General features: G+C 65.8%; 20 protein-coding genes and 1 pseudogene. 10 read left to right on the forward strand and 11 right to left on the reverse strand.

Annotated elements, in window-relative coordinates; genetic code table 11:
- The first annotated feature begins 272 nt into the window (after positions 1 to 272).
- Positions 273 to 2,368: pseudogene (locus ACCQ00_RS13645) on the forward strand (M13 family metallopeptidase).
- A 169-nt stretch (positions 2,369 to 2,537) separates the two neighbouring features.
- Positions 2,538 to 4,553 carry a M13 family metallopeptidase gene (locus ACCQ00_RS13650; RefSeq protein WP_039570377.1) on the forward strand — a complete coding sequence of 672 codons (2,016 nt, stop codon included), beginning with the start codon at positions 2,538 to 2,540 and terminating at the stop codon, positions 4,551 to 4,553.
- A 367-nt stretch (positions 4,554 to 4,920) separates the two neighbouring features.
- Here the strand turns inward: ACCQ00_RS13650 and ACCQ00_RS13655 are convergent, their stop codons facing one another.
- The 6 genes from ACCQ00_RS13655 to ACCQ00_RS13680 all read right to left on the reverse strand — a co-directional run bounded on the left by ACCQ00_RS13655 (position 4,921) and on the right by ACCQ00_RS13680 (position 11,064).
- Positions 4,921 to 5,610, reverse strand: coding sequence for a rhomboid family intramembrane serine protease (locus ACCQ00_RS13655; protein WP_017156378.1), 690 nt, complete (start codon positions 5,608 to 5,610; stop codon positions 4,921 to 4,923).
- 40 nt (positions 5,611 to 5,650) lie between these two features.
- Positions 5,651 to 6,058 (reverse strand): MGMT family protein, encoded by a 408-nt coding sequence (locus ACCQ00_RS13660; RefSeq protein WP_046736082.1) that lies wholly within the window; start codon positions 6,056 to 6,058, stop codon positions 5,651 to 5,653.
- 427 nt (positions 6,059 to 6,485) lie between these two features.
- Positions 6,486 to 7,856: a glutathione-disulfide reductase gene (gene gorA / locus ACCQ00_RS13665; protein WP_039570371.1), complete on the reverse strand. Its 1,371-nt coding sequence runs from the start codon at positions 7,854 to 7,856 to the stop codon at positions 6,486 to 6,488.
- On the reverse strand, positions 7,853 to 9,133 hold the full coding sequence (locus ACCQ00_RS13670) for an NAD(P)/FAD-dependent oxidoreductase (protein ID WP_180301673.1): 1,281 nt from the start codon (positions 9,131 to 9,133) through the stop codon (positions 7,853 to 7,855). The genes gorA and ACCQ00_RS13670 overlap by 4 nt, the downstream gene beginning before the upstream one ends.
- Positions 9,111 to 10,355: a DUF418 domain-containing protein gene (locus ACCQ00_RS13675; RefSeq protein WP_039570365.1), complete on the reverse strand. Its 1,245-nt coding sequence runs from the start codon at positions 10,353 to 10,355 to the stop codon at positions 9,111 to 9,113. The genes ACCQ00_RS13670 and ACCQ00_RS13675 overlap by 23 nt, the downstream gene beginning before the upstream one ends.
- A 229-nt stretch (positions 10,356 to 10,584) precedes the next feature.
- Positions 10,585 to 11,064, reverse strand: a complete 480-nt coding sequence (locus ACCQ00_RS13680) for an FKBP-type peptidyl-prolyl cis-trans isomerase (protein WP_017156383.1) — start codon at positions 11,062 to 11,064, stop codon at positions 10,585 to 10,587.
- Positions 11,065 to 11,173: 109 nt separating this feature from the next.
- Here ACCQ00_RS13680 and ACCQ00_RS13685 point away from each other — a divergent pair, with 109 nt between their 5' ends.
- Positions 11,174 to 11,716, forward strand: coding sequence for a C40 family peptidase (locus tag ACCQ00_RS13685; protein WP_372354144.1), 543 nt, complete (start codon positions 11,174 to 11,176; stop codon positions 11,714 to 11,716).
- A gap of 109 nt (positions 11,717 to 11,825) precedes the next feature.
- Positions 11,826 to 12,575, forward strand: a complete 750-nt coding sequence (locus ACCQ00_RS13690) for a C40 family peptidase (RefSeq protein WP_017168813.1) — start codon at positions 11,826 to 11,828, stop codon at positions 12,573 to 12,575.
- A 205-nt stretch (positions 12,576 to 12,780) separates the two neighbouring features.
- Here the strand turns inward: ACCQ00_RS13690 and ACCQ00_RS13695 are convergent, their stop codons facing one another.
- The 3 genes from ACCQ00_RS13695 to ACCQ00_RS13705 all read right to left on the reverse strand — a co-directional run bounded on the left by ACCQ00_RS13695 (position 12,781) and on the right by ACCQ00_RS13705 (position 15,697).
- Entirely contained in the window at positions 12,781 to 13,272 is a 492-nt protein-coding gene (locus tag ACCQ00_RS13695; protein ID WP_039570360.1) for an acyl-CoA thioesterase, read from the reverse strand.
- 240 nt (positions 13,273 to 13,512) lie between these two features.
- Entirely contained in the window at positions 13,513 to 14,349 is an 837-nt protein-coding gene (locus tag ACCQ00_RS13700; protein WP_039570358.1) for a class I SAM-dependent methyltransferase, read from the reverse strand.
- A 7-nt stretch (positions 14,350 to 14,356) separates the two neighbouring features.
- Positions 14,357 to 15,697 (reverse strand): dicarboxylate/amino acid:cation symporter, encoded by a 1,341-nt coding sequence (locus ACCQ00_RS13705; RefSeq protein ID WP_039570355.1) that lies wholly within the window; start codon positions 15,695 to 15,697, stop codon positions 14,357 to 14,359.
- A gap of 143 nt (positions 15,698 to 15,840) precedes the next feature.
- Between ACCQ00_RS13705 and ACCQ00_RS13710 the strand changes: the two genes are divergently transcribed.
- The 5 genes from ACCQ00_RS13710 (at position 15,841) to ACCQ00_RS13730 (ending at position 21,949) form a co-directional block, all read left to right on the forward strand.
- On the forward strand, positions 15,841 to 17,547 hold the full coding sequence (locus tag ACCQ00_RS13710) for an alkaline phosphatase family protein (protein ID WP_372353954.1): 1,707 nt from the start codon (positions 15,841 to 15,843) through the stop codon (positions 17,545 to 17,547).
- Between the two features lie 369 nt (positions 17,548 to 17,916).
- Complete coding sequence (gene tilS, locus ACCQ00_RS13715; protein ID WP_039570350.1) at positions 17,917 to 19,221, forward strand: tRNA lysidine(34) synthetase TilS; 1,305 nt, start codon at positions 17,917 to 17,919, stop codon at positions 19,219 to 19,221.
- Between the two features lie 31 nt (positions 19,222 to 19,252).
- Complete coding sequence (locus ACCQ00_RS13720) at positions 19,253 to 19,513, forward strand: exodeoxyribonuclease VII small subunit (protein WP_003486852.1); 261 nt, start codon at positions 19,253 to 19,255, stop codon at positions 19,511 to 19,513.
- Position 19,514: 1 nt separating this feature from the next.
- On the forward strand, positions 19,515 to 20,390 hold the full coding sequence (locus tag ACCQ00_RS13725) for a polyprenyl synthetase family protein (RefSeq protein ID WP_039570347.1): 876 nt from the start codon (positions 19,515 to 19,517) through the stop codon (positions 20,388 to 20,390).
- Positions 20,391 to 20,851: 461 nt separating this feature from the next.
- Positions 20,852 to 21,949, forward strand: coding sequence for a M35 family metalloendopeptidase (locus ACCQ00_RS13730; protein WP_372353955.1), 1,098 nt, complete (start codon positions 20,852 to 20,854; stop codon positions 21,947 to 21,949).
- 69 nt (positions 21,950 to 22,018) lie between these two features.
- Here ACCQ00_RS13730 and ACCQ00_RS13735 read toward each other — a convergent pair whose 3' ends face one another.
- Both ACCQ00_RS13735 and pmbA read right to left on the reverse strand, forming a co-directional pair.
- Positions 22,019 to 22,480, reverse strand: a complete 462-nt coding sequence (locus ACCQ00_RS13735; protein WP_017156393.1) for a DUF4870 domain-containing protein — start codon at positions 22,478 to 22,480, stop codon at positions 22,019 to 22,021.
- Between the two features lie 314 nt (positions 22,481 to 22,794).
- Positions 22,795 to 24,162 carry a metalloprotease PmbA gene (gene pmbA / locus ACCQ00_RS13740; RefSeq protein WP_017156394.1) on the reverse strand — a complete coding sequence of 456 codons (1,368 nt, stop codon included), beginning with the start codon at positions 24,160 to 24,162 and terminating at the stop codon, positions 22,795 to 22,797.
- Between the two features lie 147 nt (positions 24,163 to 24,309).
- Between pmbA and yjgA the strand changes: the two genes are divergently transcribed.
- Positions 24,310 to 24,888, forward strand: a complete 579-nt coding sequence (gene yjgA, locus ACCQ00_RS13745; protein WP_039570341.1) for a ribosome biogenesis factor YjgA — start codon at positions 24,310 to 24,312, stop codon at positions 24,886 to 24,888.
- Positions 24,889 to 25,143: the final 255 nt, after the last annotated feature.

Below are 25,143 nucleotides of genomic sequence, written 5' to 3' on the forward strand. Positions count from 1 at the left end.
CACCAGGCCTTGTCCCGTACAGGGTGCACCGGCCGTGCCTGCATCCATCAGGCGGCAATCGCGCGCCCTGCGTTGAACAGCCCTGATCACCGAGGTTTGCGGCGCTGTTTGTTCGCTCGCGGGATGGCGTGAATGCGGTGTTTCTCCGCGCATCAGGGCATCTGTGGGCTGACAGTCGGCAACTTAAATGCAAGGCTCAACAAAGCTCACACGCATGCGCCAGCACGGCAGCGCCCGCCTATCCTCGGCGCTCCTTCCCGCGACTTTCGTCCATGTCGGCCATCAAGACTTCGACACTCGCCCTTTCCCTGCTGGTCGCCCTGGGGGCTGCAACCGCATGCCCGACGATCGCAACGTGCCAATGCCGGCCACGCAGGCGCCCGCGGCAACCGCCCCTGCATCCAGGCCTGCCTTCGATATCGGCGATCTGGATACAGGGTCGGGCGCTTGCACGAACCTGGATACCTTCGTCAATGCCAAGTGGGCCAAGGCCAATCCGATCCCACCCGACAAGACCAGCTGGGGCGTGTTCGACGAACTGCTGGAAAAGAGCCTGGCCACGCAGCGACAGATTATCGAAGCCGCCGCAAAGCAGGCAGACAAACAGGCCGATCCCCTGACCCGCAAGCTGGGCTTGCTGTACGCCTCCGGCATGGATGAAACCGCCATCGAAGCAGCAGGCGACCAGCCCATCCGTCCGCAGCTGGAAGCCATTGCCGCACTCGACTCCAGCACCGCGATTGCCGACTACATCACCAAACGCTACGCAGAGGGCGACGCACTCGTGTTCGAGTTCGGTGCCGGCCCCGATTTCCACAAGGCTGAGCAGCAGATCGGCTTTGGCGGGGAAGGTGGCCTGGGCCTGCCGACCAAGGACTATTACACCGCTGCGCAATACGCTCCCATCCGCGCAGCCTACCTCGCCTACATCGCCAAATCGTTCGAACTCACCGGCAGCGATGCCGACACGGCCAAACGCCAGGCAAAGGACGTCATGGCCCTCGAATCGCGCCTGGCTGCTGCATCGCTTGCACCGACCGACGCCCGCCAACCCAAGAATCAATACCACTTCCTCAGCGTTGCCGATGCCGACAAGATCACGCCGCACTTTTCGTGGACAACCTTCTTCGCCGCGCAGGGCGTGGATGTCGGCCCCGGTTTCTCGCTGTCGCAACCGCGCTTTTTTGCAGCATTCGACCAACAACTAGCCACCGCGCCGGTGGCGCAGTGGCAGGCATATCTGCGCTTCCACACCATCGATGGCGCGTCCAGGCAGCTCAGCAAGGCGTTCGTCGATAACAACTTCGCCTTTTATGGAAAGACGCTGTCCGGGCAGCCCGAACAGCGGCCGCGCTGGAAGCGCGTCCTTGGTGCGGTCAACGTCGCCATGGGCGAAGGCCTGGGCCAACTGTACGTCGCCAAGGTCTTCACGCCCGACACCAAGCAACGCGCCGCCGAATTGGTGGACAACATCCGCGCCGCACTCAAGACGCGGATCGAGCACGTCGACTGGATGAGCGAGCAAACCAAGGCCAAGGCCTTGGCAAAGTGGGAAACCTTCCTGCCCAACATCGGTTACCCGGACACGTGGCGCGACTGGTCCGGGCTGGATATCGTGCCTGGCGCGTATTACCGCAACCTGCAGGCCGCGGCGAAGTTCAACTACCACTACGACATTGCGCAGATCGGCAAACCCACCGATCGCAAGCGCTGGACGATGACGCCGCAGACGGTCAACGCGTACTACAGCCCCCAGACGAACACCATCAATTTCCCGGCCGCCATCCTGCAGCCGCCATTCTTCGATGCCAACGCGGATGACGCGCTGAACTACGGCGCGATCGGCGCCGTCATCGGCCATGAGGCGTCGCATGGTTTCGACGATCAAGGCAGCCAGTTCGATGGTGCGGGCAACAATGTCAATTGGTGGACCCCGCAGGATCGCAAAGCCTTCGAAGCGCGCACAGATTTGCTGGTCAAGCAATTCGACGCCTATGTGCCGCTGCCGAACCATCCAACCCTGCACGTCAACGGCAAGCTCACCCTGGGCGAAAACATCGCCGATCTCGGCGGCATCAACATTGCCTACAACGCATTGCAAACCGCATTGCGTGCGCATCCCGAGCGCGCACAGGCGATCGATGGCTACCGCCCGGAACAACGGTTTTTCCTGGGCTTTGCACGCAACTGGCGCGAGCGGGTCCGCGAGCAACAGCAACTGGTCTATCTGGCTTCCGACCCGCACTCGCCCTCCAACCTGCGGGCCATCACCTCGCCCTCCAACATGCCGCAGTTCGCCCAGGCGTTCTCCTGCAAGGCAGGCGATGCGATGGTGCGCCCGGACAAGGACCGCGTCGTAATCTGGTAAGCGACTGCAAGGGCTTCCAATGCGACACCACCGTACAGGCCCGCACGCGCGGGCCTGTCACGTTCATGCAAACGGCCGTTAGCGAGGACGAACGGCAGCAGGCGCCTGCCTGCACGGCCCCCGGCCTTGCTAAACTTCGCCGACTTCAATCTGGCCACCCTTCTTCTCGATGCCCACCATTCGTCCGCTTGCCCTCGCTCTTGGCTTCAGCCTGATCTCGCTGCTGTCCGCCCCCGACGCCGACGCAGCTCGCAAGAAGAAGGCCGCAGCGCCCAAGGCTCCGGCCGTCTCGGCGGCCTGCACCAATTTCTACGACTACGCCAACGCCAGCTGGCTCAAGGCCAATCCCGTGCCGCAGGCCGGCGCCGTCACCGCGCTGGGTCAATTGTCCGAGCGCGCCCTGCAGCAGCAGCGCGAGTTGCTCGATGCATCGATGAAGTCCCCGCAGGGCAACGTGCAGAAGCTGCTCGGCGATTTCTGGGCCAGCGGCCTGGACGAAGCGGCTGTCGAGAAAGACGGCTCCAACCCGATCGCCCCGCTGCTCTCGCGCATCGACGCGATCAAGAAGGCCAAGGATGTGCCCGCTTCCATCGCCGCGTTGCATCAGGTCGGTATTCCGGTCGGCTTCAATTTCGGCCCGGACGTGGACCTGAAGGCGCTCGATCGCCATATCGGTTACTTCATGCAGGGCGGCATGGGCCTGCCCGACCCGGCCTTCTACACCCGCACCGACGCCGACACCCAGGCGCTGATGGGCCGCTACCGCGCGTACGTCAAGCAGATCCTGGCGCTCACCGGCACCGCCGCCGACAAGCTCGACGCCGACGCCGCCTCCGTGCTGCAGATCGAAACCGCGCTGGCGCGTAGCGCGCAGTCGGTGCAGGGCATCAACAACCCGTTCAACAACTACGCACCGATCGCCACCAAGGAACTGAGCAAGCAGTACAAGAACCTGCGCCTGGCCGACTTTCTGGAAGCGCAGGGCGTCAAGGACGACCTGGTGTCGATGGCCGACCCGGCCATGTTCAAGCAACTCGACAGCATGATCGTCAGCATCAAGCCGGACCAGTGGAAGGCCTACCTGCGCTGGCGCGTGGGCGATGCGATGGCACCGTACCTGTCCAAGAGCTTCCACGATGCCGAATACCAGTTCCGCGGCCGTCTGCTGCGTGGCGATGCGGTGCCGCCGCAGCGTTGGCAGCAGGTGCTGGACGCGATCAACGTGGCCGCCGGCCCGATGCTCGGCCGCGAGTACGTGTCGCGTTATCTGAGCAGCGACACCCGTCGCCAGGCCGAAGCCATCGCCGACCAGGTGCGCGATGCGCAGCTGGCCGCGCTGGAGCGCACCGGTTGGGGCAACGGCGAGGTGGTGGCCGAAGCCAAGGCCAAGCTGGCCGCGATGAAGATCGAAGTCGGCGCACCGCGACGCGACCTGGATTACACCGTGCAGCCGATGGGGCGCGGTAGCTTCGGCGGCAATATGCTGATCGCCTCGACCTGGCGCCACCGCGAAGAGATGAAGCGCATCGGCAAGGGCAACGCCGACCGTCGCTGGGACGTGCTGCCGCAGCAGCCAGCGGTGGCCTACGACATCGCGCAGAACCGCCTGATCGTCACCGCCGCCGTGTTGCAGGCACCGGTGTTGACCACCGGCGGCACCCAGGCCGCGCAGTACGGTGCCTACGGTGCGCTGGTCGCACACGAGATCACCCGTGCGATCGATGCCAAGGGCTCGCTGGTCGATGCCAAGGGCGAATTGCGCAGCTGGTGGACACCAGCCGAAAAGGCGAGCTGGACGATGCTGACCAACAAGGTCGCCACGCAGTTCTCGGCCTACCCGTACCCGGGCGTGCCCAACGCCAAGGTCAATGGCGCGCAGACCGCCGAAGAAAACCTGGCCGATCTGGCCGGCGTCGAATTGGCCTGGCAGGCGTTCGGCAAGGCGCAGCCGGCAGCCACCGAGGCCGACAAGCAGGCCTTCTTCACCGCTTGGGCCGGACTGTGGGCGCAGCAGTTGTCGCCCAACGAAGCGGTACAGCGCGCAAGCGCCGACATCCGCGCACCGGGCCAGTGGCGCACCAACGGCCCGCTGTCCAACTTGCCGGAATTCGGTGCGGCCTTCAGCTGCAAGGTCGGCCAGCCGATGCAGCGCGTGGACGCGGACCAGATCAAGATCTGGCGCTGATACCTAGCGGGTGGCAATGAAAGAGAGCGCGGAATCCGCGCTCTTTTTTTGTGTCCATCGCCTGCGAAATTCCGTAGGAGCGGCCCCGGCCGCGACGGGCAATATCGATAGAGTCTCGTCGCGGCATGGGCGGCTCCCACGGGTCATGCGGATCATGCGCTAACCGCGCACTTTCACCGTCGCGCGCAATCCAACCAACCACCGTGTTGTGCGGATAATGCATTTACCCGCCCCTCTGATGTCCCGTCCAATCCACCTCAACCAATCCCATGAGCGCCGCGGGCTGCGATAAGGCATTACCGAATAAGCCTCTTCGTGGCCGGAACCGCTCCCCGGATGCAACACTTCCAGCACCGTGCCGTTTAGCTCAACGCACCACGCGCAGCGGCGGCTTGCGCCCTTTGCGGCCGCCCTTGCCACCACCGAATGGCGACTGGCCGCGCCAGTAGCGGATCATCAGCCAGCCGAACAGCATGCCGCCCAGATGCGCGAAATGGGCCACGCCAGGCTGCCAACCGGTCGCCCCGAGCACCAACTCGATCGCGCCGAACACGATCACGAACGTCCGCGCCTTCATTGGAATCGGCGGGAACAGCAGCATCACGCGCTGGTTGGGGAACAGCATTCCATACGCCAGCAGCAAACCGAACACGCCGCCCGATGCGCCCACGACCGGCGCACCGCTTTGCGTGAACCAGGCCATCAACAACTGGCACAGGCCGGCGCCGGCGACGCACACCAGGTAGTAGGTCAGAAAGCGCTTCTGGCCCCAGGTCTGTTCCAACGGCGCGCCAAACATGAAGAGCGCCAGCATGTTGAAAAACAGATGGTTGAAGCCACCATGCAGGAACGCGTAGGTCAGCAGTTGCCAAGGCATGAAGCTGGCGCCCGGCGAAAACGCGTCGAAGCCGTTGGACAGCGGCCACAACATCAGCCACGACAACACGCTGTCAGATGGCAACACGCCAGCGCCCAGGTCGCCCACCGCCCATTGCAGCAGGAACAAGCCGATGTTGGCGATCAGTAAAGCTTTGGTGATGGGCGGCAATTGAGGCATGGCGGCTTCCTTCGGAATGCTGCCGATGATAACGGCAGGCTTATGAAGGCCCCCACACGGCCGCGTCCAAGCGCTGCGCGGCACTGGCACGACGCACACGGCCCCGTTCCACCTGGACGCCCTCGGCGCGCAGGCGCTGGCATTGCTCCCGGTAGCCTGCCGAGCCATCGGGCAAGGCAATTCGGCCATCGCTGCGTAAGACGCGGTGCCAGGGTAGCTGCGGGTCGTCGTTGCCGCTGAGCACGCGTGCCACCAGCCGCGCACGGCCCGGCAGGCCGGCGCGCTGGGCAACTTCCCCATAACCGGCGACCTCGCCCACGGGAATGGCGCGGATCACCTGGAGAATCCGCAGCCGCGCCTGCTCGCCGGACAGTGACTCACCTTTGGAGGCGTCACGAACAGGCACGCTGGCAGTGCCGCGCGCGGCTGGATGGCGAGATCTGGACATCGCGCAAGCATGCCAGCTGACGGGGGTAGATGTGCGCGTGCGGATCGCCCTGTAGGCGAAGGGAACGTTGCACCCCCCTCCCCCCGGGAAAGGGGTTGGGGTGAGGGTACGGGCGCCGCAAGCAACCGCTCAGGCAACGCGACACCCCGTCATTGCCCGGTTCAAATTACAAAACGCTTTGAACCATCGGATCGAGCTGGATCGATGACTCGCCTGTGCCGAGGCCTGTCATGATGGCAGAGGCTTCGATCCTTCCCCGCATCGATACGCCGCCCCCGTCGGGGAGAGAAGGTGGCGCGCAGCGCTGGATACGGCTACGGCTGCAACGGCGATATCCCAGCCGGGCATCGATCAAGGCATCGCCTCATGCGCCGCCACATCGCAACCAACCATCGGCAGCGACAGCGACGCCACCGCGCACCAGCCTTCAATGCATCAACACAATCTCTTCGGACGAGGTGGGATGAATCGCCACGGTCTCCTCGAAGTCCCGCTTGGTCGCGCCCATCTTTACCGCCACCGCAAAGCCTTGCAGCATTTCGTCGGCGCTCTCACCCAGCAGGTGCACGCCGACCACCCGTTCTTCTTCGCCCACGCACACCAGCTTGAACAGACTGCGCTGCGGCGCGTCGGCCAGCGCGTGCAGCATCGGGCGGAAATTGCTGCGGTACACGCGCACCGCGCCGTTGTAGCGCGCACGCGCCTGCTCTTCGGTGAGCCCGACATGGCCGAGCGGCGGGTGCGAGAACACCACGCTGGGCACGTTTTCGTAGTCCATGCGCGCATCCGGTTGGTGACCGAACAGGCGGTCCATCAGCTTGCGCCCCGCCGCAATCGCCACCGGTGTCAGCCCGACCTTGCCGCCCACATCGCCGATTGCGTGAATATTCGGCACGTTGGTGGTCTGACCGTCGTCCACCACCACTTCCCCCTTGTCGCCAAGCGCAACACCCACCGTGTCTAGACCCAGCCCGGCGGTATTGGCGCGTCGGCCCACCGCAAAGAACACCTTGTCGAAGACGTCGTTGCCCTGCTCGCGCGGATGCACGGAATGCCCATGCACGCGCAGCGCACCGTGCAGATCGCGCTCCAGTGCGGTGGTGGTGAAACCGAAGTGCAGCCGCACGCCCAGATGACGCAGGTTGTCGGCCAACTGCAAGGTTAGCTCCGCATCGAAGCGTTCCAGCAAGCGCTCGCCCTGCACGAACAGATGCACGCGGCTCCCCAAGGCCTGCAGCAGCCCGGCGATTTCCACCGCGATATAGCCACCGCCGATAATCGCGACCTGCTCGGGCGCATGGCAGAGGTTGAAGAAATCGTCGGAGACTTCGCCATGTTCTGCGCCCTGCACGTCCGGGCGTAATGGGTGTGCGCCGGTGGCGATCACGATGTGCTCGGCGGTCACCGGCACGCCGTCGCTGCCCATGACGGTATGGCGGTCCTGCAGCACGCCACGCTGCGGGATCAAGACCACGCCATCTTCGTTGAGGCGGCGTCGATAACTGGCGTGGATGTTGGCGATGTACCCCTGCCGATGCGTGACCAGCTCCTGCCAGGCCAAGGTCGGGCGCGGCAGATCGAATCCCAATGCGCTGGCCAACTCGATCTTGCCGGCCAGATCGGCTGCCAGCCACATCGCCTTCTTCGGCACGCAACCGAGATTGACGCAGGTGCCGCCCAATTCGGAGGGCTCCATGATCGCCACGCGCGCGCCATGTCTTGCTGCGCGAAATCCCGCCGCAAGCCCCCCGGAGCCGCCGCCCAGAATCACCACGTCGTAGTCGTAACGCGCACTCATGCGAAACGCTCCGCCCGGTAAGGATGCGGGTCCAGCGCGGGTGCGCGGCCCGTGATCAGGTCGGCCATCAATTGTCCGCTTGCAGTGCTCATGCTGATACCGAGCATGCCATGCCCGGCTGCGAGCCAGACGTGAGGATGGCCCGGCACCGCGCCCAGGACCGGTACATCGTCCCAGGTCATCGGCCGCCAGCCGTACCAGCGCTCGATCACCGCAGGCCCGCAGGGCGCCTGCAGATAGTCGGCCGCTGCACGCTCCAACGCAGCCAGGCGGGTGGCATTGAGCTGCGTATCGCGTCCGGAAAATTCCATCGTGCTGCCGATGCGCAGGCGCTCGCGCCACGGCACCACGAACACCCAGCGATCCTTCAACACCACCGGGCGGCGCGGCATCAGATGCGGCGCGCTGTAGGTAATCGAATAACCCTTGCCGGCCTGCACCGGCAGGCGCAAACCAAGTTGCGCCGCCAGCACCGGCGACCATGGCCCGGTTGCGATCACCACCTCGCGCGCACGGCGCTTGCCGTGCTCGGTCTGCACGCAGCTGCCAGCTCCATCGGGCACGATCGCCTGCACCCGGCAGTGCGCATCGATCACCACGCCACCTGCGCGCAGCACTCTCGCAAGCTCTGCGGTGTATTGCTCCGGGCGCAGATGCGCATCGCCCGGGAAGTGGATCGCGCCGGCGATCCCATCGCGAAATGCGGGATCCTGGCGTACGTAGTCCGCACCATCGATGACCTCCGCCCGGATACCCCACTGCGCCAGCAGCGCGCATTCGTCGCGGTATTGCGCAAAGCGGCGCGCATCGCCAAACACGTAATCCAAACCGTCGTTACGAAATTCGCACTCCAACCCGTACCGCGCCACCCACGCGTCGAAGCGCTGCCGCGCATCGTGCAACAGCGCTGCGCGCGCCTGTGCACTGGATTGCCAATCGCGTGCATTGCAGCGCCGCGCAAAGCGCAGCAGCCAGCGCCACAACCCCGGATCCAGACGTGGCGGGATATACAGCGGCGCATCCGGGGTGAACATCCATTTCAGTGCCTGCGCAATCATGCCGGGCGCCGCCAGCGGCGGTGCATGGCTCGGCGTGATGGTGCCGCAATTGCCGTAAGAGGTCGCCGCACCGGGCGCACCGGCATCGAGCACACGCACCTGCCGGCCCGCGTCGACAAGTGCCAGCGCGGTGGCCAGGCCAATCGCGCCCGCACCGATCACCACTACATCATCGCCACTGCCGTGCATGCAGGCGCTACCCAGCGCGCCCGGTGCCACGCCACATCGGCGGCACCTGCAGATAGGTCGCGCTGCGCCATAGCCACTCCATCGGCCCGAAGCGGAACCAGTGCAGCCAGCACCGGCTCAGCAGTACCTGCAGCGCGAACAGCACCAGCGCGAACGGCAGTTGCCACACCCGCGGCAGCTGTTCGAAATAGCCCAGCCCGTAGCCGTAGAAGATGCCGGTGCAGACCAGCGATTGCAGCAGATAATTGCTCAATGCCATCCGCCCCGCTGGCACAAGCCATGCCAGACGCGGTGCCAGGCGCACCACCCATGCGGCATAGCCCAGGCACATCAACGGCCCTGCAATCAGCGACAGCGCGAAGGCGCCGGACAGGCGCAGGTCCAGCCGCGCCGGATCGATCCACGGCTCCAATGCATAACTTGCCAGCATCACGCCCAGCCCGAGCGGCAACACGCCATAGCGCAACGTCGCAAACACGCGTGGGAAGCGCTCGGGCGTGGCGATCGCACCACTGCGCACGAACCAGCTACCGGCCAGGAACATGCCGAGCATGGCCGGGCCGTTGATGCTGAAGCCGGTCATCGCCTGCTGAAAGTCATGCCAGCGCTGCACCGTCGCCTGCAGGTAAGTGCCGCTGCCGAACGCGGCGCGCTGCGCCTGCACATTCGCCAGCGCCTGCTGCGCGGCGTCAGACATCGCCGCCTTCCACTGCACCGTCGCCGCAGGATCGGCCTGCGCCAACTCGCCTGCCACCCCGTACAGCAGGGTCAGTCCGGGTGCGCACAGGTACACGAACGCAGCGAGCCACGGCAGCGTCATCGTCGGCACATTGCGCGCACCGAGCAGCAGCAACGCCAGCAGGGCATAAGTCACCAGGACATCGCCGGACCACACCAGCAATGCATGGGCAAGCCCGATCGCCAACAGCCCGAGGGTGCGGCGCAGATACAGGCCGAAGAACGCGCGCCCGGCGCGCGCGGCGCGTTGCGCCATCACCGCAAAGCCCATGCCGAACAACAGCGAAAACAGCGTGTAGAACTTGCCTTGCACGAACACGTAGACCAGCGCATCGGCAACCCGGTCGGCGCCATGCCAATGCGGCTCCACGCCGGTCATGGCCAGATCGAGCGGCCCGACAAAGGCTTCCATGTTCATCAGCAGGATGCCCAGCAGCGCCACGCCGCGCAGAACATCCAGCACGACGATGCGCTCTGTCGCAGCAATGGGAAGCAGCACGTCGCGGGATGTCATCACGGCTCAGGCAACCAGATGCGGCGGCACGCGCCGCAGAATGCAAACGGCCCACCAATGGGGTGGGCCGTCAGGAACAGCGATCATGCACGCACCGCGGCAGCCCACACGCATGGCCCGATCTGCGCGTGGCCTGCATGCGCCACCGCAGCGCCGGATGACCGGCCTACGTCAGTGGCGCGCAGACGTCCCACTGTCAAACCGCCGCGGGCGCGTGCTTGCCCCACCCTCAGTGGTGATGACCGCCGTCGCCGTGTACGTGGCCGTGGTCGCGTTCTTCCGCGGTGGCTTCGCGCACTTCGACGATCTCCACGTCGAAATGCAGGTCCTTGCCGGCCATGGGGTGATTGAGGTCCACATCGACCACGCTCATGCCGACTTTCTGCACCGTCACTGCGCGCGGGCCGAAGTTGGTCTGCAGCACGACCTGGGTGCCGGGCACCAGCTTGGTGGCGCCGAAATGCTTCTTGGGCACGCGCTGGCTCAGGCCTTCGCGGTATTCGCCGTAGGCTTCGGTCGCCTTGACGTCCACGCCGAAGCTCTCGCCGGCTTCCTTACCCATCATGGCCGCTTCCAGGCCCGGGATGATGTTGCCGTGGCCGATCATGATCGCCAACGGGTCACGCTCCTTGGAGCTCTCGATCGGCTCCTGGCCGATCTCCGAAACGGTGTAATGGAAGCGGACAACGCTGTCTTTTTCGATCTTCATGCCTGGCTCTGAATGGGCTGCCCGGTGGCAGACGGTTGAGGACGGCTTGTCGGCCGCCGGGTGCGCCGCCATCATGGCGACCTTTCGAACCGCCCATTATCCCGGCTCCATGCATATCACGCCAGTTTTCGCCGCCTGCGCCCGACGCGCCGCGGCCAGCCTGTTGCTGGGCCTGCTGCTCCTGGGGGGCTGTTCGTCGCACGCGCCGGTGCGGCGCGCTGCCGCGGCCCCACCGGCAGCGCGCGTGTGGCCGCAGGTAGCGCCGGCCGACCCGGCTGCCGCCAACAACATCTTGATGCGCGCGCTGGGACTGGTAGGCACCCCATACCGATTCGGCGGCAACACGCCGGAGACCGGCTTCGACTGCAGCGGGCTGGTCACCTATGTCTACAAGGATGTCCTGGCCTTGGCGCTACCGCGCACCTCGCGCGAACTGGCCGCAATCCAGGGCCCACGCATCCCGCCCGAGCGACTTGCCACCGGCGACCTGGTGTTTTTTGGCTCAGGAGGCAACGTGACCCACGTCGGCATTTATGTCGGTGAAGGCCGCTTCGTGCATGCTCCGACCACCGGCGGTACAGTCCGCTTGGGCTTCCTTGATGGAGCTTACTGGCGTGACCATTATTCAGGTTCAAAGCGGGTTTTGCATTGAAATGTGACGCAAATCACAAGTCACAAAACGGAAAGTTAACTTTTTTTGAACGTAACGATTCTTTCACCAGGGCATCATCTCGCATCGACAGCAGAACTGTGATTCCCGCGTGACGAACGACGAACAGATCAAAACTGGCGCCGCACCGCTTCCGCCCCGGAAACCGCTCCGCCTGCTATGCGCCACCGCTCTCTTGATTGCAGCACTTCCCGCATTCGCGCAGACCGCCAGCAGCACGCCATCCGCTCCGCAGACGACCACGCCTGACAGCGCCGTCGCCGCCGAGAAAGCCGCAACCCGCAGCCGCGCCGACGCCGCTGCCACTGCAACACTGGCCGCCCTGCTTCCGCACCTGGCTGCCAACGACGCCATTCCGCTGATGGACCGCTCGGCGATGTTCGCCGGCGATCTCAGCCGCCTGCTTGCCAATTACGACGTGTCGCAGAGCGCAGCCAATGCTGCCCAGAACGCCGTGGCCGACAGCCGCGTGCAGGTGATCCTGCAGCGCGCCATGGCCCTGCTCGGCACCCCGTACGTCTGGGGCGGCGAGTCCACCGAAGGGTTCGACTGCAGCGGCCTGGTTGGCTATGTGTTCAAGACTGCGCTCGGCATCGACCTGCCGCGCGTCTCGCGCGACATCGCCCGCGACGAATCGGCCGAACTGATCAAGGACCCGAGCGCACTGAAGGCCGGCGACCTGGTGTTCTTCGGCAAGCGCGGTCGTATCGACCATGTCGGCCTGGTGGTCGGCGACGGCAAGTTCCTGCACGCGCCCAGCCGCGGCAAGGACGTGCGCGTGGATTCGCTGGCCAGCGGCTACTGGAGCGAGAAGTTCATCCAGGCGCGTCGGGTGCTGTAACGCTCGGTTGCCAGGACTGCGTCGAACAAGGCCGCGACACTCTCGCGGCCTTTTTTGTTGCGCGCAACCGGGCCGCGACGCCCGTGTGCCACCGCGCGGCCTCCCGGCGCCTATCGGCCTACGTACCAGTCGCGCCGAGAGTCACGCTGCCAGCGCCGCCTACGCTGCAATCGGGCAGATGACCTACCCGCAGGCATGATGCGGATCACTGCGAAGTGTCGGCCTTGTACCGCGCCATGGTGTCCTCGATGCCTTTGCTCAATTCCATCACTTTGAGCGCGTATTCGGCCAGGCGTTGATCTTCCGGGGTGTCGGGCCGCCAGGACGGCACTTCGACCGGGGTGACCCCGTCCGGGTCCATGGCCACGAACACGATGATGCAATGCGTGCACAGGCGCGAGTCGCCTCCCATCGGACTGCGCGCGCGTACATCGATGGCGAAATGCATGCTGCTGCGGCCGGTGTAGACGAGTTTGGCCGACACCGCCACCAGATCGCCGATGCGCACCGGCGCCACGAACCGGATACCGCCCACCGCCACGGTGACGCAGTAATGCCCGCTCCAACCACTGGCGGCGGCAAAGCCAACCTGGTCGATCCACTTCATCACCACGCCGCCATGCACCTTGCCGCCGAAGTTGACGTCACTGGGCTCGGCCAGAAAACGAAATGTCAGATCACGATGTTGGCCAATCACCGCCCGCCCTCGTCAATGGATGAGCTGGAAGTGTGCCATGTGGTGGAAGCACGTCGTACCCGCAACGCGATTGCCGCACCGGCCGACGTGAGCACCTACGAACATCGGCCGGCACACGCAGCGTTTTCACATCAGTCCATCAGCAAATGCCGGATGCCTCGAAGCTCGCCCGCGAGCGTGAGAAGCCAGATCGCCCCACGCACACTGCCCGGCGTTGTCAGCCAACATCCCCAAGCACACTCAACCGCCAAGCACCTCAAGGTTGTCGCGCTTGCGCAGACGCAGCCACGGGAAATGCGGTTGCGACAATCTGAGCGCCTTTCGCGCACGTGCACTCCAACGACGCGGGTCGAACAACCACTGCACTGCAAAGCGATCGAACGTCGCGTAGGTATGCTGGTGGTAATGCGCGGCCAGTTCCGGGACGCCCAGCTCGGTGAAGTAGCGCAGGCTGCGTGCGGCGCTCTCCTGGCCGCGCTGCGGCGTGGCGTAGAGCGGGCTATCGAGAATATGCAGCTCGCCATCCTCGCGCAGGTGCGCGAGCAGACGTTCGATCAGCGCGCCAGGATCTACAAAATACTGCACGCAGGCGGGGAGCACGATGATGTCGAATACCTCGCGCGGCAGTGCCACGGTCTGGATGTCGCCAGCGATGAAACTCAGAGACGCTGCATGGCCGAACACGCGTGCGGCCTGGGTGAGCTCGGTGCGATTGACGTCGATGCCGCAGACCTCGCGTTGCAGCGACTGGGCCAGCAAGTGCGATAGCCAGCCATTGCCGCAACCGAGTTCGAGGATGGCGCCTTCGCCGGCATGCGTGCCCAGGTGCTGCACCAGCAAGCTGCTCGACAGCGCGCGCACGCGCCATTCCAGCGTTGCCGCCAGTTTTTCGCCCGGACGCGGCAGGCTGCGCACCTGCGCATCGGTGTACAGCCGGCCTTCCTTGCGCCGGATCTGCAGGTAGTGCTGCTCGAAGGTGTCCTCCGCCAGGTCGCGCTGCACGAACACACCATCGACGTGTTCCAGCTCGGGCAGCTGCTGCAGCCGTTCGCGCAACATGGAACATCCGGCACGCATCGGGTCTTCAGCGCAGTGGCTTGGCACTGTCGGCGGGCGGATCTTCCAGCCCGACATTGGTCGACGCCGCGTCGTAGATGCGCTTGTCGAGCAGCCCGGTTTCCTTGGCCACCAGCACCGGCACCAGCATCTGCCCGGTGACATTGGTCATGGTGCGCATCATGTCGAGGATGCGATCGATGGCGTACAGGTAGCCGATCACTTCCAGCGGCAAATTGGCTGCACTCAGCACCACCGTCGCCATGATGACCGCGGTGCCCGGCACGCCGGCCGTGCCGAAGCTGCCGAGCACCGAGGCGATCAGCACCACGAAATACTGATTGGCGGTCAGCGGCACGCCGGTGTATTGCGCGATGAACACTGCGCACAACGCCGGAAAGATCGCGCCGCAACCGTCCATCTTGATGCTGGCGCCCAGCGGCACCGCGAATGCGGCGTAGTCCTTGCTGACCCCCAGGTTATGCGTGATCGACCGCATCGCCACCGGCATTGCCGCAAAGCTCGACGAGCTCACGAACGCCACCTGCATGCCAGGCGCGGCACCGCGGAAGAACTTCCACGGGTTAAGCCCATGAGCGAGCAACAGGCCGCTGTAGACCACCACAATATGGATCGCGCAGGCGACATACAGCGCGAGCACGAAATTGCCGAACGGCAGCAGTTTCGAAAAACCGTAGCTGCCGACCAGGCCAGCGATCAGGCCAAAGGTGCCGAGCGGAGTCATTTCCAGCACGAAGCGCGTCACCTGGATCATGATGTCGCTCAGTTGCCCGGTGAGCTTGCGCGCCTCGGCCACCCGCTCGCCGAGCTTGACCATTGCAAAGCCGAGCAACGCGGCGAAGAAGATCACCGGCAGGATCGAGCCACGCCCGGCTGCCAGCACCGTTTCGCCGGCCGCGTTGGTCTTGGTGCCGATGCCGGTCAGTGCGTAGAACGGATTGGACGGCACCACATCCAGCAGCACCTGGACCGGGCTTGGCACATCGCGCGGCTTCCAGGCCGAATCCACGCTCAGACTGAAATGGCCGGCGCCCGGCTGCATGATCGTGCCGACCGCCAGGCCCACGCCCACCGCCAATGCTGCGGTGATGACAAACCATAAAAACGTGCGCCCGCCGAGTGCGGCAACGGATTTTTGCCCGTGCAGCGACGAGATCGCATTGATCACCGCAAAGAACACCAGCGGGATGGCGATCATCTTGATCAGCGTGACGTACAGGTCACCCAGCGGACCGAACCACACATCGGCCGCCGGGCCCATGGCCCAGCCGACCAGCGCGCCGAGGACAAAGCCGGCCACCACGCGTTGCCAGAACGGAATGCGCAACCACGCCGCAACCAGTTTCATGTCGTCGAATCTTCCGGGGGGAAAGTGCTTGCACCATAGCCCAGGGCCGCCTTGCCCGCGAGACCACAGCTGGAACAGCGCTGTGTCATCGGTGTGACACCACCCAGCGCGGCATAATGGGGATTGATTCAGCCACGAGTTCGATGCCGATGCGTTACCGCCTGCCTACCCTCGCCGCCCTGACCACGCTGTGCGTCGCCGCCTGCGCTTCCACGACGGAGAGCAGCACCTCTGCGCCCGCGTCGGTCCGCGTGGAGGTACCGCCGGTGGTGCACCCGGCCGGCGAAACCCCGCAATGGTGGTACCGCTCGGGCGCCGCCCGGGCCGCCGGCAACGGCGCCATGGCCGGCAAGGCGCGTAACGTGATCCTGTTCCTGGGCGATGGCATGAGCCTGACCACGGTTGCCGCCGCACGCATCCTGGATGGCCAGCGCAAGGGCGGCCCGGGCGAGGAAAACCTGTTGTCGTGGGAACAATTCCCCGCCACCGCTTTCAGCAAGACCTACAACACTGACTCGCAGACGCCCGATTCGGCCGGCACCATGACCTCCATCACCACCGGCGTGAAGTCGCACATGGGCGCGATCGGGGTCAGCAGCGGCAACCGCAGCGACTGTGCCGACAGCTTGAGCAAGGGTCTGCTGAGCTGGCTGCAGCTGGCCGACAGCGCCGGCATGGCCACCGGCATCGTCACCACCACGCGCCTGACCCATGCCACGCCGGCGGCAACCTATGCGCATTCGCCGGACCGCAACTGGGAAAACGACACCGACCTTCCAGAGTCGGCGCGTGCTGCCGGTTGCCAGGACATCGCCCAGCAATTGCTTTCCACCGCCCGCTACGGCCGCGGCCCGCAGGTGGTGCTGGGCGGAGGACGCAGCCAGTTCCAGGGCGTGCAGGAGCGCGACCCGGAATACGACGACAAGGTGGGCCTGCGCCTGGACGGCCGCGATCTGGTGGCCGAATGGAAACAAGCGCATCCGCAGGGCGCCTATGTCTGGAACGAGCAGCAATTGCAGGCAGCGTCCGGTGCACCGGCGCTGCTGGGCTTGTTCGAACCGGACCACATGCAGTTCGACCACGACCGCAACCGCACCCCGCAGGGCGAGCCCAGCCTGACCGAGATGACCCGCACCGCGATCCAGTCGCTGTCACGTGACCCGAATGGCTTCGTGCTGATGGTCGAAGGCGGCCGTATCGATCACGCCAACCACGCCGGCAACGCCTACCGCGCGCTCGACGAAACCGTGTCGCTGTCCGATGCCGTGCGCGCTGCCGTGCAGACTGCGCCACCGGACACGCTGATCATCGTCACCGCCGATCATTCGCACACGCTCAACTTCGTCGGCTACCCGGTGCGCGGCAATCCGATCCTGGGCAAGGTACGCGGCACCGGCGGCGAAGAAGGCGACCGCAGCCAGCTGGCCACCGACCTGGCCGGCCAGCCCTACACCACGCTCAGCTACGCCAACGGCCCCGGCTACACCGGTGCCAGCAACGCGCAGCCGGCCGGGCCCAAGAAATATCCGCACGAACCCAGCAGCAGCGAGCCGGCCGCCGGCCGCCCAGACCTGACCCACGTCGACACCGAGGCACCCAGCTACATGCAGGAAGCGCTGGTGCCGACCAAATCCGAAAGCCATGGCGGCGAAGATGTGGGCATCTGGGCCACCGGCCCCGGCAGCGCGGCGTTCCGCGGCACGCTGGAAGAGAACGTGATCTACCACGTCATCGTCCAGGCCACCCCGCGCCTGCGCGAGCGCCTGTGCAAGGCAGGCACCTGCGACGCGGCTGGTGTGCCGGTCCAATTGCCCAAGCCGACCACGTTCGAGGCTGCGGTCAAGCGCTGATGCGCAGGCGGCGCTGCGGCGATGGCGGGCGAGCCGGCGCGTGATGCGGTTGACGCAGCGCCACGCGAGCTGCGCGCCTGGCGTCGCCAACGCCGTGTACGAGCACGCCCGCAAATGGCCGCAATCCGCGGCTGCCAGTGGGGTTCTCCGATGGGTCGCCGCAGACCGATGCGGTGAGCGCGCACGGCAGCCCGTTGCAGCCAAGGCTGCAGCTGCGCACGGCTGTTCGCGCCGTCGGACGCGGGCGACAACGGAATCGTCGATGCGTCCCAAGCAGAGCACACCCCACGCGGGCGACCGACCGGCCATCACGCAACAGGGATGGCCTCTGCATACCGAGCGCGTAGGATCCCCTGCGAGGTTGCGCCTGTGCTGACCGGCACCCCGCTCCTGCTGCCAGCCACCCCGCCCGGTCCGGTCCTGCTGGCCTACAGCGGCGGGATGGATTCCAGCGTGCTGCTGCACCTGCTGGCGGCAACGCCGCGTTATCGACACGCAGGATTGCGCGCGCTGCATGTGCATCATGGGCTGCATGCCGATGCCGATGCCTGGGCCAGGCATTGCCAATGCACCTGCGACGCGCTGCAGGTGCCGTTGCAGATCGTGCGGGTGCAGGTGGCACGCGACAGCGGGCTTGGGCTGGAAGCGGCAGCACGTCACGCGCGCCACGCGGCGTTCGCGCAGGCGCTCACTGCTGGCGAATGGCTGGCGCTGGCACATCATCGCGACGACCAGGCGGAAACGTTCCTGCTGCGTGCGCTGCGCGCATCCGGCCCCGAAGGCCTGGCGGCGATGCGGCCGCAGCGCCCATTTGCCAACGGCACGCTGTGGCGCCCGATGCTGGCGCATGCTCGCGCAGACCTGCTCGCCTACGCGCATGCGCAAGGCTTGCGCTGGATCGAAGATCCCGGCAATACCGATCCACGCCACGACCGCAATTTCCTGCGCAACCAAGTCATGCCGTTGCTGCAGCAACGCTGGCCGCAAGCACCGGATGCGTTGGCCTGTAGTGCGCAACTGAGCGCCGATGCCAGCGCATTACTGCTGCAGCAGGACATGGCGTTGTTGCCGAGCGTGCGGACCGCAAGCGGCGCGCTGGATCTGCAGGCATTGCGCGCGCAACCGGTGGAACGAAGGGCACGGCTGTTGCGCGCCTGGGTGAGCGCGGCGCACGCGCCGCCGCTGCCTGCGCAAGGTGTGGCCGCACTGGAACAGGAAATCGCCAATCACGCTGCAGATCGGCACGCCTGCTTTGCGTGGCAGCAGGTAGAAGTACGCCGCTGGCGCCAGTGCCTGTTTCTGCATCGCCCCGTTGCGGCCTGGCCGTCGGACTGGCATGCGCAATGGGACGGCGCAGCGCCCCTGCACCTGCCCGACGGTGCGCAGTTGCAGTTGCTCGGCGCACCCGGCCTGCGCTTTGCGCAGCCGCTGCGGGTGCGCGCACGCCAGGGCGGCGAGCGCATCGTGCTGCCGCAGCGCACGCATTCGCACCAGCTCAAACACCTGCTGCAGGCGCTGGATCTACCGCCGTGGGAACGCATGCGCCTGCCGATCCTGTGGGAAGGCACGCAGGTGCTCGCCGCCGGCGACTGCATCATTTCCGGCACCTTGGACGCATGGCTGCAGGCCAATGCCGCAGCGCTGCAGTGGCGCACGGCTGCCGATGCGAATTGACCCGCCTGCGCGCGCGCCGCACACTTTAGCGATGGCCAAGAAGTCCTTGAACGAAACATCCCCGGTTGCCCGCTTCGAACAGTCGCTGGAAGAACTCGAGCAACTGGTGCAGAAGATGGAAGTCGGCGATCTGAGCCTGGAGCAATCGCTCACGGCCTACGAACGCGGCATCGGCTTGTACCGCGATTGCCAGCAGGCGCTGGAACAGGCCGAACTGCGCGTGCGCCTGTTGACCGACCCCGCCCGCCCCGAGCTTGCCGAAGCCTTCGAACCGCCGTCGCTGGACGGCTGAGGTGAGCTCGGCGCTGTTCGACCACTGGATCGCCCGCACCGAACGCAGCCTGGAGGCCGGCCTGCCGAGCGCCACGCATGCGCCGCAGCGCCTGCATGCAGCGATGCGCCATGCCGTGCTGGGCGGGGGCAAGCGCATGCGTCCGCTGCTGGTCTACGCAAGCGGCGCGTTGTTCGGCGCGGCCGAGGATCAGCTCGACACGCCCGCGGTGGCGGTAGAGCTGATTCACGCCTATTCGCTGGTGCACGACGACTTGCCGGCGATGGACGATGACGCGCTGCGGCGCGGCCAACCCACCGTGCATATCGCCTTCGACGAGGCCACCGCGATTCTGGCCGGCGACGCCTTGCAGACGCGCGCATTCGAATTACTCGCCACTGCCTCTGCCAGCGCCGAACTGCGCGTTAGCTGGATGCAGAGCCTGGCCACCGCTGCGGGCGCGGCCGGCATGTGCGGCGGCCAGGCGCTGGATATCGATGTGACAGGACAACTGCAATCACTGCAGGATCTGCAGCGCATGCATGCGCTCAAGACCGGCGCGTTGATCCGCGCAGCGGTGCGGATGGGCGCACTCACCGGAGGCGCCGCGGCGGCCGACCAGCAGCGTCTGGACGAGTTTGCCGACGCGCTGGGCCTGGCCTTCCAGGTGCGCGACGACATCCTGGATGTGGAATCGAGCTCGGCGCAGCTGGGCAAGACCGCCGGCAAGGACGCGGCGCAAGCCAAATCCACCTACCCCGCCCTGCTGGGGATGGACGGCGCCAAGGCGAAGCTGGCCGAACTGGCCGCGCGCATGCATGACCTCCTGCAGCCCTACGGCCCCCCCGGCGAGACATTGGCCACGTTGGGCCGGTTTGCGGTGAACCGCGCGCACTAGCCGCGGTTGCCGACGCCGCTAGAGCGCAGCAAGCGAGAAACGGCCGCTGCCGAATCGATTCGAAGCGCCTCGGGTGCCGCAACGGCGCGCTGGTCGCCCGCGCGGCCACATCGGGGCGATTTGCGACATGAACCGGACGCGCCGGACACGATTTGCGCACTCCGTGCGCCAGCGCACGGTCAACCTCTGCAGCGGCGGCGGGCATCCGGCGAACTCGGTCGCACATTGCAACTTTTCTTGCGCACGTTTGTGTCAGCCGTCGACACATTCGACACCGCAACACGTGACAGACCACGCATTTTAAGGCTGAATTGTCGACATCCGTGATATTTCAGTAGCGTTCATAAGTGCGCTGCGAACAAAAATATTCGCAATTGAATGACTTGTCGCGTCCGCTCGTCGTGCCTAGGTTTGGCTTGCCCGCATCCGCGGACATCCCCCGATCACACGGAGAGTTACTGGTGAAGAACGTTTTTTTCGCATCGTTTGCAGCAGGCACGCTGGCCGTTGTTGGCGTACTTGGATCGGCGCAGGCGCAGTCCGTGCGCGGCCCGGTTCCGTTGACCATCGAACTGTCGCCAGTGGCCGACCAGGCTGGGCGTCATCAGGGCAAGATCGCCGTCACCGTCACCAATCACGGCAGCCAGATCGCACGCGTGCCGACCTATCAGCTGCCGCTGAAGTCGCTGGATAACGGCATCCTGGAAGTGAGCCGCGACGGCAAGCCAGTGGACTACACCGGGCGCCTGGTCAAGCGCGGCCTGCCCAAGGCCGCCGACTTCACCATCCTGCAGCCAGGCCAGAGCGTGAAGGGCGAGGTCGATCTGGCCGGCGCCTACGATCTGTCCACCAGCGGCAACTACACCATCCAGGTGCGCTCGGCGCTGCAGTACGCGTCCTTTTCCGACGGCAGCCTGATGAAGGCGGCCAACGGCGAGCCGGCCGTGGGCACCAGCACCCCGCTCACCGTCTGGCTGGACGGTGCACGCCGTGGCGTCCAGCGCGAACTCGCAGTCGGCCCGACCGCCGTGGTCAACGGCATCAACTACCTCAACTGCAGCACCACCCGCACCAGCCAGGCCGGCAGTGCCGTCACTGCCGCGCGCAACTACTCGCAGAACGCGCGCAACTACCTCAACGCCGGCAGCACCGGCGCGCGCTACACCACCTGGTTCGGTACCTATAACGCCTCGCGCTACAGCCGGGTCAGCTCGAACTTCGTCAACATCGACAATGCGCTGGACCAGAACAACGGCCAGCTGACGATCAACTGCAGCTGCGATGCGGATCTGGCGGACGCCTATGCCTACGTCTATCCGAACCAGCCGTACGAGATCCACGTCTGCAACGCCTTCTGGAGTGCGTCGACCACTGGCACCGACTCCAAGGCCGGCACGCTGGTGCACGAGACCAGCCACTTCACGGTCGTCGCCGGCACCCAGGACCGCGTCTATGGCCAGTCCGGCGCGCGCAGCCTGGCGATCAGCAACCCGGCCCAAGCCATCACCAACGCCGACAGCCATGAGTACTTCGCCGAAAACACCCCGGCGCAGAACTGATCGCGCCATCGGCTGATACGACAAAGGCCCGGCATCGCTGCCGGGCCTTTGTTGTTTCCTCCGCGCCGATTACTTGATCAGGCGCAGCGCAAACGGGTAACGATAGTGCTCGCCGTTGTTGGCCTTGACTGCGGCCAGGATGCACAGCACCAGGTTGGCAATCCACACCAGCGTCGGCAGGAAGAACAGGATGCCGAACGAGACAATGGTCAGGACGATCGCCGCCACGGTGGCAATGAGCACGGTGATCTGGAAATTCAGCGCTTCCTTGGCTTGATCGGTCGCGAACGGCTTGGACGGGTTGGCGTCCTTGCTGATCAACCAGATCACCAACGCACCGACGAACGAGGTCACGATGCCGAGCAGATGCGCGGCCAGCGCGAGCGTGCGCTCCTCCGACGGACTGGTGCCGACCGGCGGCGGTGGCGGTGCGGCCTGCGATTCGAATTCGCTCATCATGTCTCCCCGTGCATGGTTGTGGTGCGGCGGACTATAGCAACGATTCAGCCAGCCACCAGTGCGGAAAGACATGGGCGCACGGCCTGGCCGTGACTGCAAAGGGCCACGTCATTTCGAAAAAAGCCTTGCCGTGCTGCGAGCTCGCGCCGCCCGCACCATGCAGGCGGCGTGTTCACCGGCGTTGTCGCTGCATGGCGAGCGCTCGCGCGCCGCCACATCAGCCATCGGCTCTACGCACTCGCGTGGGAGACAGCGGTCGCGAAGGTGAGCTGCCCGCTTCGGCGCCACGTGCATGTACCGTCCAGTTCCAGCGGCTGCCTGCCGGCGTGCGCCTGCACAACACGCTGCCGCGCGCAAACCGGTCAGGTCGGCGCCACCAAGGCCGCTCAGCTGTCGCCTGCCACCGTCATGCGGTTGATCAGCACCGAGCCGATCTTGACGTGCGAGCGCGGGTCGACGTCGCTGCCTACCGCTTCGATGCCGGCGAACATGTCGCGCAGATTGCCGGCGATGGTCAGGCCATCGACCGGGTAGGCAATCACGCCGTTCTCGATCCAGAAGCCACCGGCGCCGCGCGAATAGTCGCCGGTGACGGGATTGACGCCATTGCCCATCAATTCGGTGACCAGCAGGCCGCGCGACATGCCGGCAATCATCGACGCCAGATCGCCCGCATTGGCGGTGACCTGCAGGTTATGCACGCCACCGGCATTGGCGGTGGTCTGCAGGCCCAGCTTGCGCGCCGAATAGCTGCCCAGCACATAGCGCTGCAGCACGCCGTCGGTGATCAGCGCCGAACGCCGCGTCGCCACGCCTTCGCCGTCGAAGGCGGCCGAGCGCAAACCGCGGCGCAGGTGCGGCAGCTCTTCGATATTGAACCAGTCCGGGAACAACTTGCTGCCGACGCTGTCGAGCAGGAAGCTGGCACGGCGATACAGCGCGCCGCCGGAGACCGCACCGAGCAGGTGGCCGACCAGCGAGCGCGCCACTTCCGGTGCGAACAGCACCGGCAACTGACCGGTGGGCAGCGAACGCGGCTGCAAGCGCGCCACGGTACGCTCGGCGGCATGACGGCCGATGGCGTCGGGCGCTTCCAGGTCCTCGCGTGCCAGCGCACTGCTGTACCAGCCGTCGCGCTGCATGCCGTCGCCCTGGCCGGCGATCAGCGCGCAGCTGATCGAATGATGGGTGCCACGCTCGCGGCCGATGAAGCCATGCGAATTGGCGTACACCGACAAGCTGAGCCCGGTGCTGGCCGAGGCGCCGTCGGAGTTGCTGATGCGCGCGTCGGCGTCGCGGCCGGCGGTTTCGCAGGCCAGCGCCAGATCCACGGCGGTGTCGGCGTCCAGCGCCCACGGATGCCAGCTATCCAGCTCGGGGAACTCGCTCGCCATCAATTCCGGATCGGCCAGGCCGGCGGCGACGTCGTCCTCGGTGAAGCGGGCGATCGCGCAGGCCTGCGCCACGGTGGATTCCAGGCTGGAATCCTGCAGGTCGGCAGTGCTGGCACTGCCCTTGCGCTTGCCGAAGTAGACCGTGACCGCAATGCCGCGATCGCGCGTGGATTCGACCGTCTCCACATCGCCCAGCCGCACATTCACGTCCAGGCCGCGCTCTTCGCTGCAGCTGACTTCGGCTTGCGTGGCGCCGGCCGCGCGCGCGCGCTCGAGCAGGCGCTGGGAGATGTCGGTGAGCGCATCCAGGCGCTGCAGGCTGTCGTCGGTAACGCGGATTTCGGAGGAGAGTGCGTTCAATGCTTTATCCTTGGAAACGCGGATCCGTCCGCGAAAGCCCGGCCATCCATGGCCGGAGTGTTTGAATTCGGTGCGGAATTGTTCCGCCGACGCGCGGCCATTCGAGGCCGCAGATGTTTATCAACCAAGTTTCGGGATGTGGTGGCAATGCGCGGACGCGATGAAGAGACCGGTGAATTTCGTGGCGCCAGCCGCAGCCAGCAACGGCGCGAGGCGTTGGAGATTTTCGACCTGGGCGAAAAGCTGGTGGCGCTGACCCCGGCGCAGCTGGCCAAGTTGCCGGTGCCCGAATCGCTGATCCCGCATATCGAAGAGAGCAAGCGCATCACCTCGCATATCGCGCACAAGCGGCAACTGGCGTTTCTGGCCAAGCACATGCGCCGCGAGGACGAACAGACCCTGGCCGCGATCCGCGATGCGCTGGACGCCAACAGCGACACCGCGCGCCGCGAAGTGGCGGCGATCCACCGGGTCGAACGCTGGCGCGAACGCCTGCTCGCCGAAGGCGACGTGGCGCTGTCCGAACTGCTGGAAGCCTACCCGGCCGCCGACCGCCAGCAACTGCGTCAGCTGGTGCGCAACGCGATCCACGAACGCGCCAAAAACAAGCCTCCGCGCGCGTACCGCGAACTGTTCCAGGTATTGCGCGAGCTGTCGCAGGAGCAGGGATTGGAGAGTGGGGATTCGGGATTGGACGACGAGCAGGATCTGGAAGACGAAGAATAGGAGCTGGCGGCCGCAATCGTGGAGCCGCTCAACCGGCGACTCCGCCGCAGTCAACCGCGGCAACCAGCGTCCACCATCAGCAACCCGGACAGGCGGCACCTGAGCGCCGAGGACGCCGCGCGCCTCTACCGCCTTGCTTCCCAATGCGCTGACCCCCAATCGCGGTTCCGAGACCGGCGCAGTACACGGCACGGCCGCATGGCGACCCGCTCCTGCCGTTACCAATCCCGAATCCCGATTCCCAAATCCCCGCAT

This window comes from Xanthomonas sp. NCPPB 3761 (genome assembly GCF_041475705.2).
In the GTDB taxonomy this organism is placed as follows: domain Bacteria; phylum Pseudomonadota; class Gammaproteobacteria; order Xanthomonadales; family Xanthomonadaceae; genus Xanthomonas; species Xanthomonas phaseoli.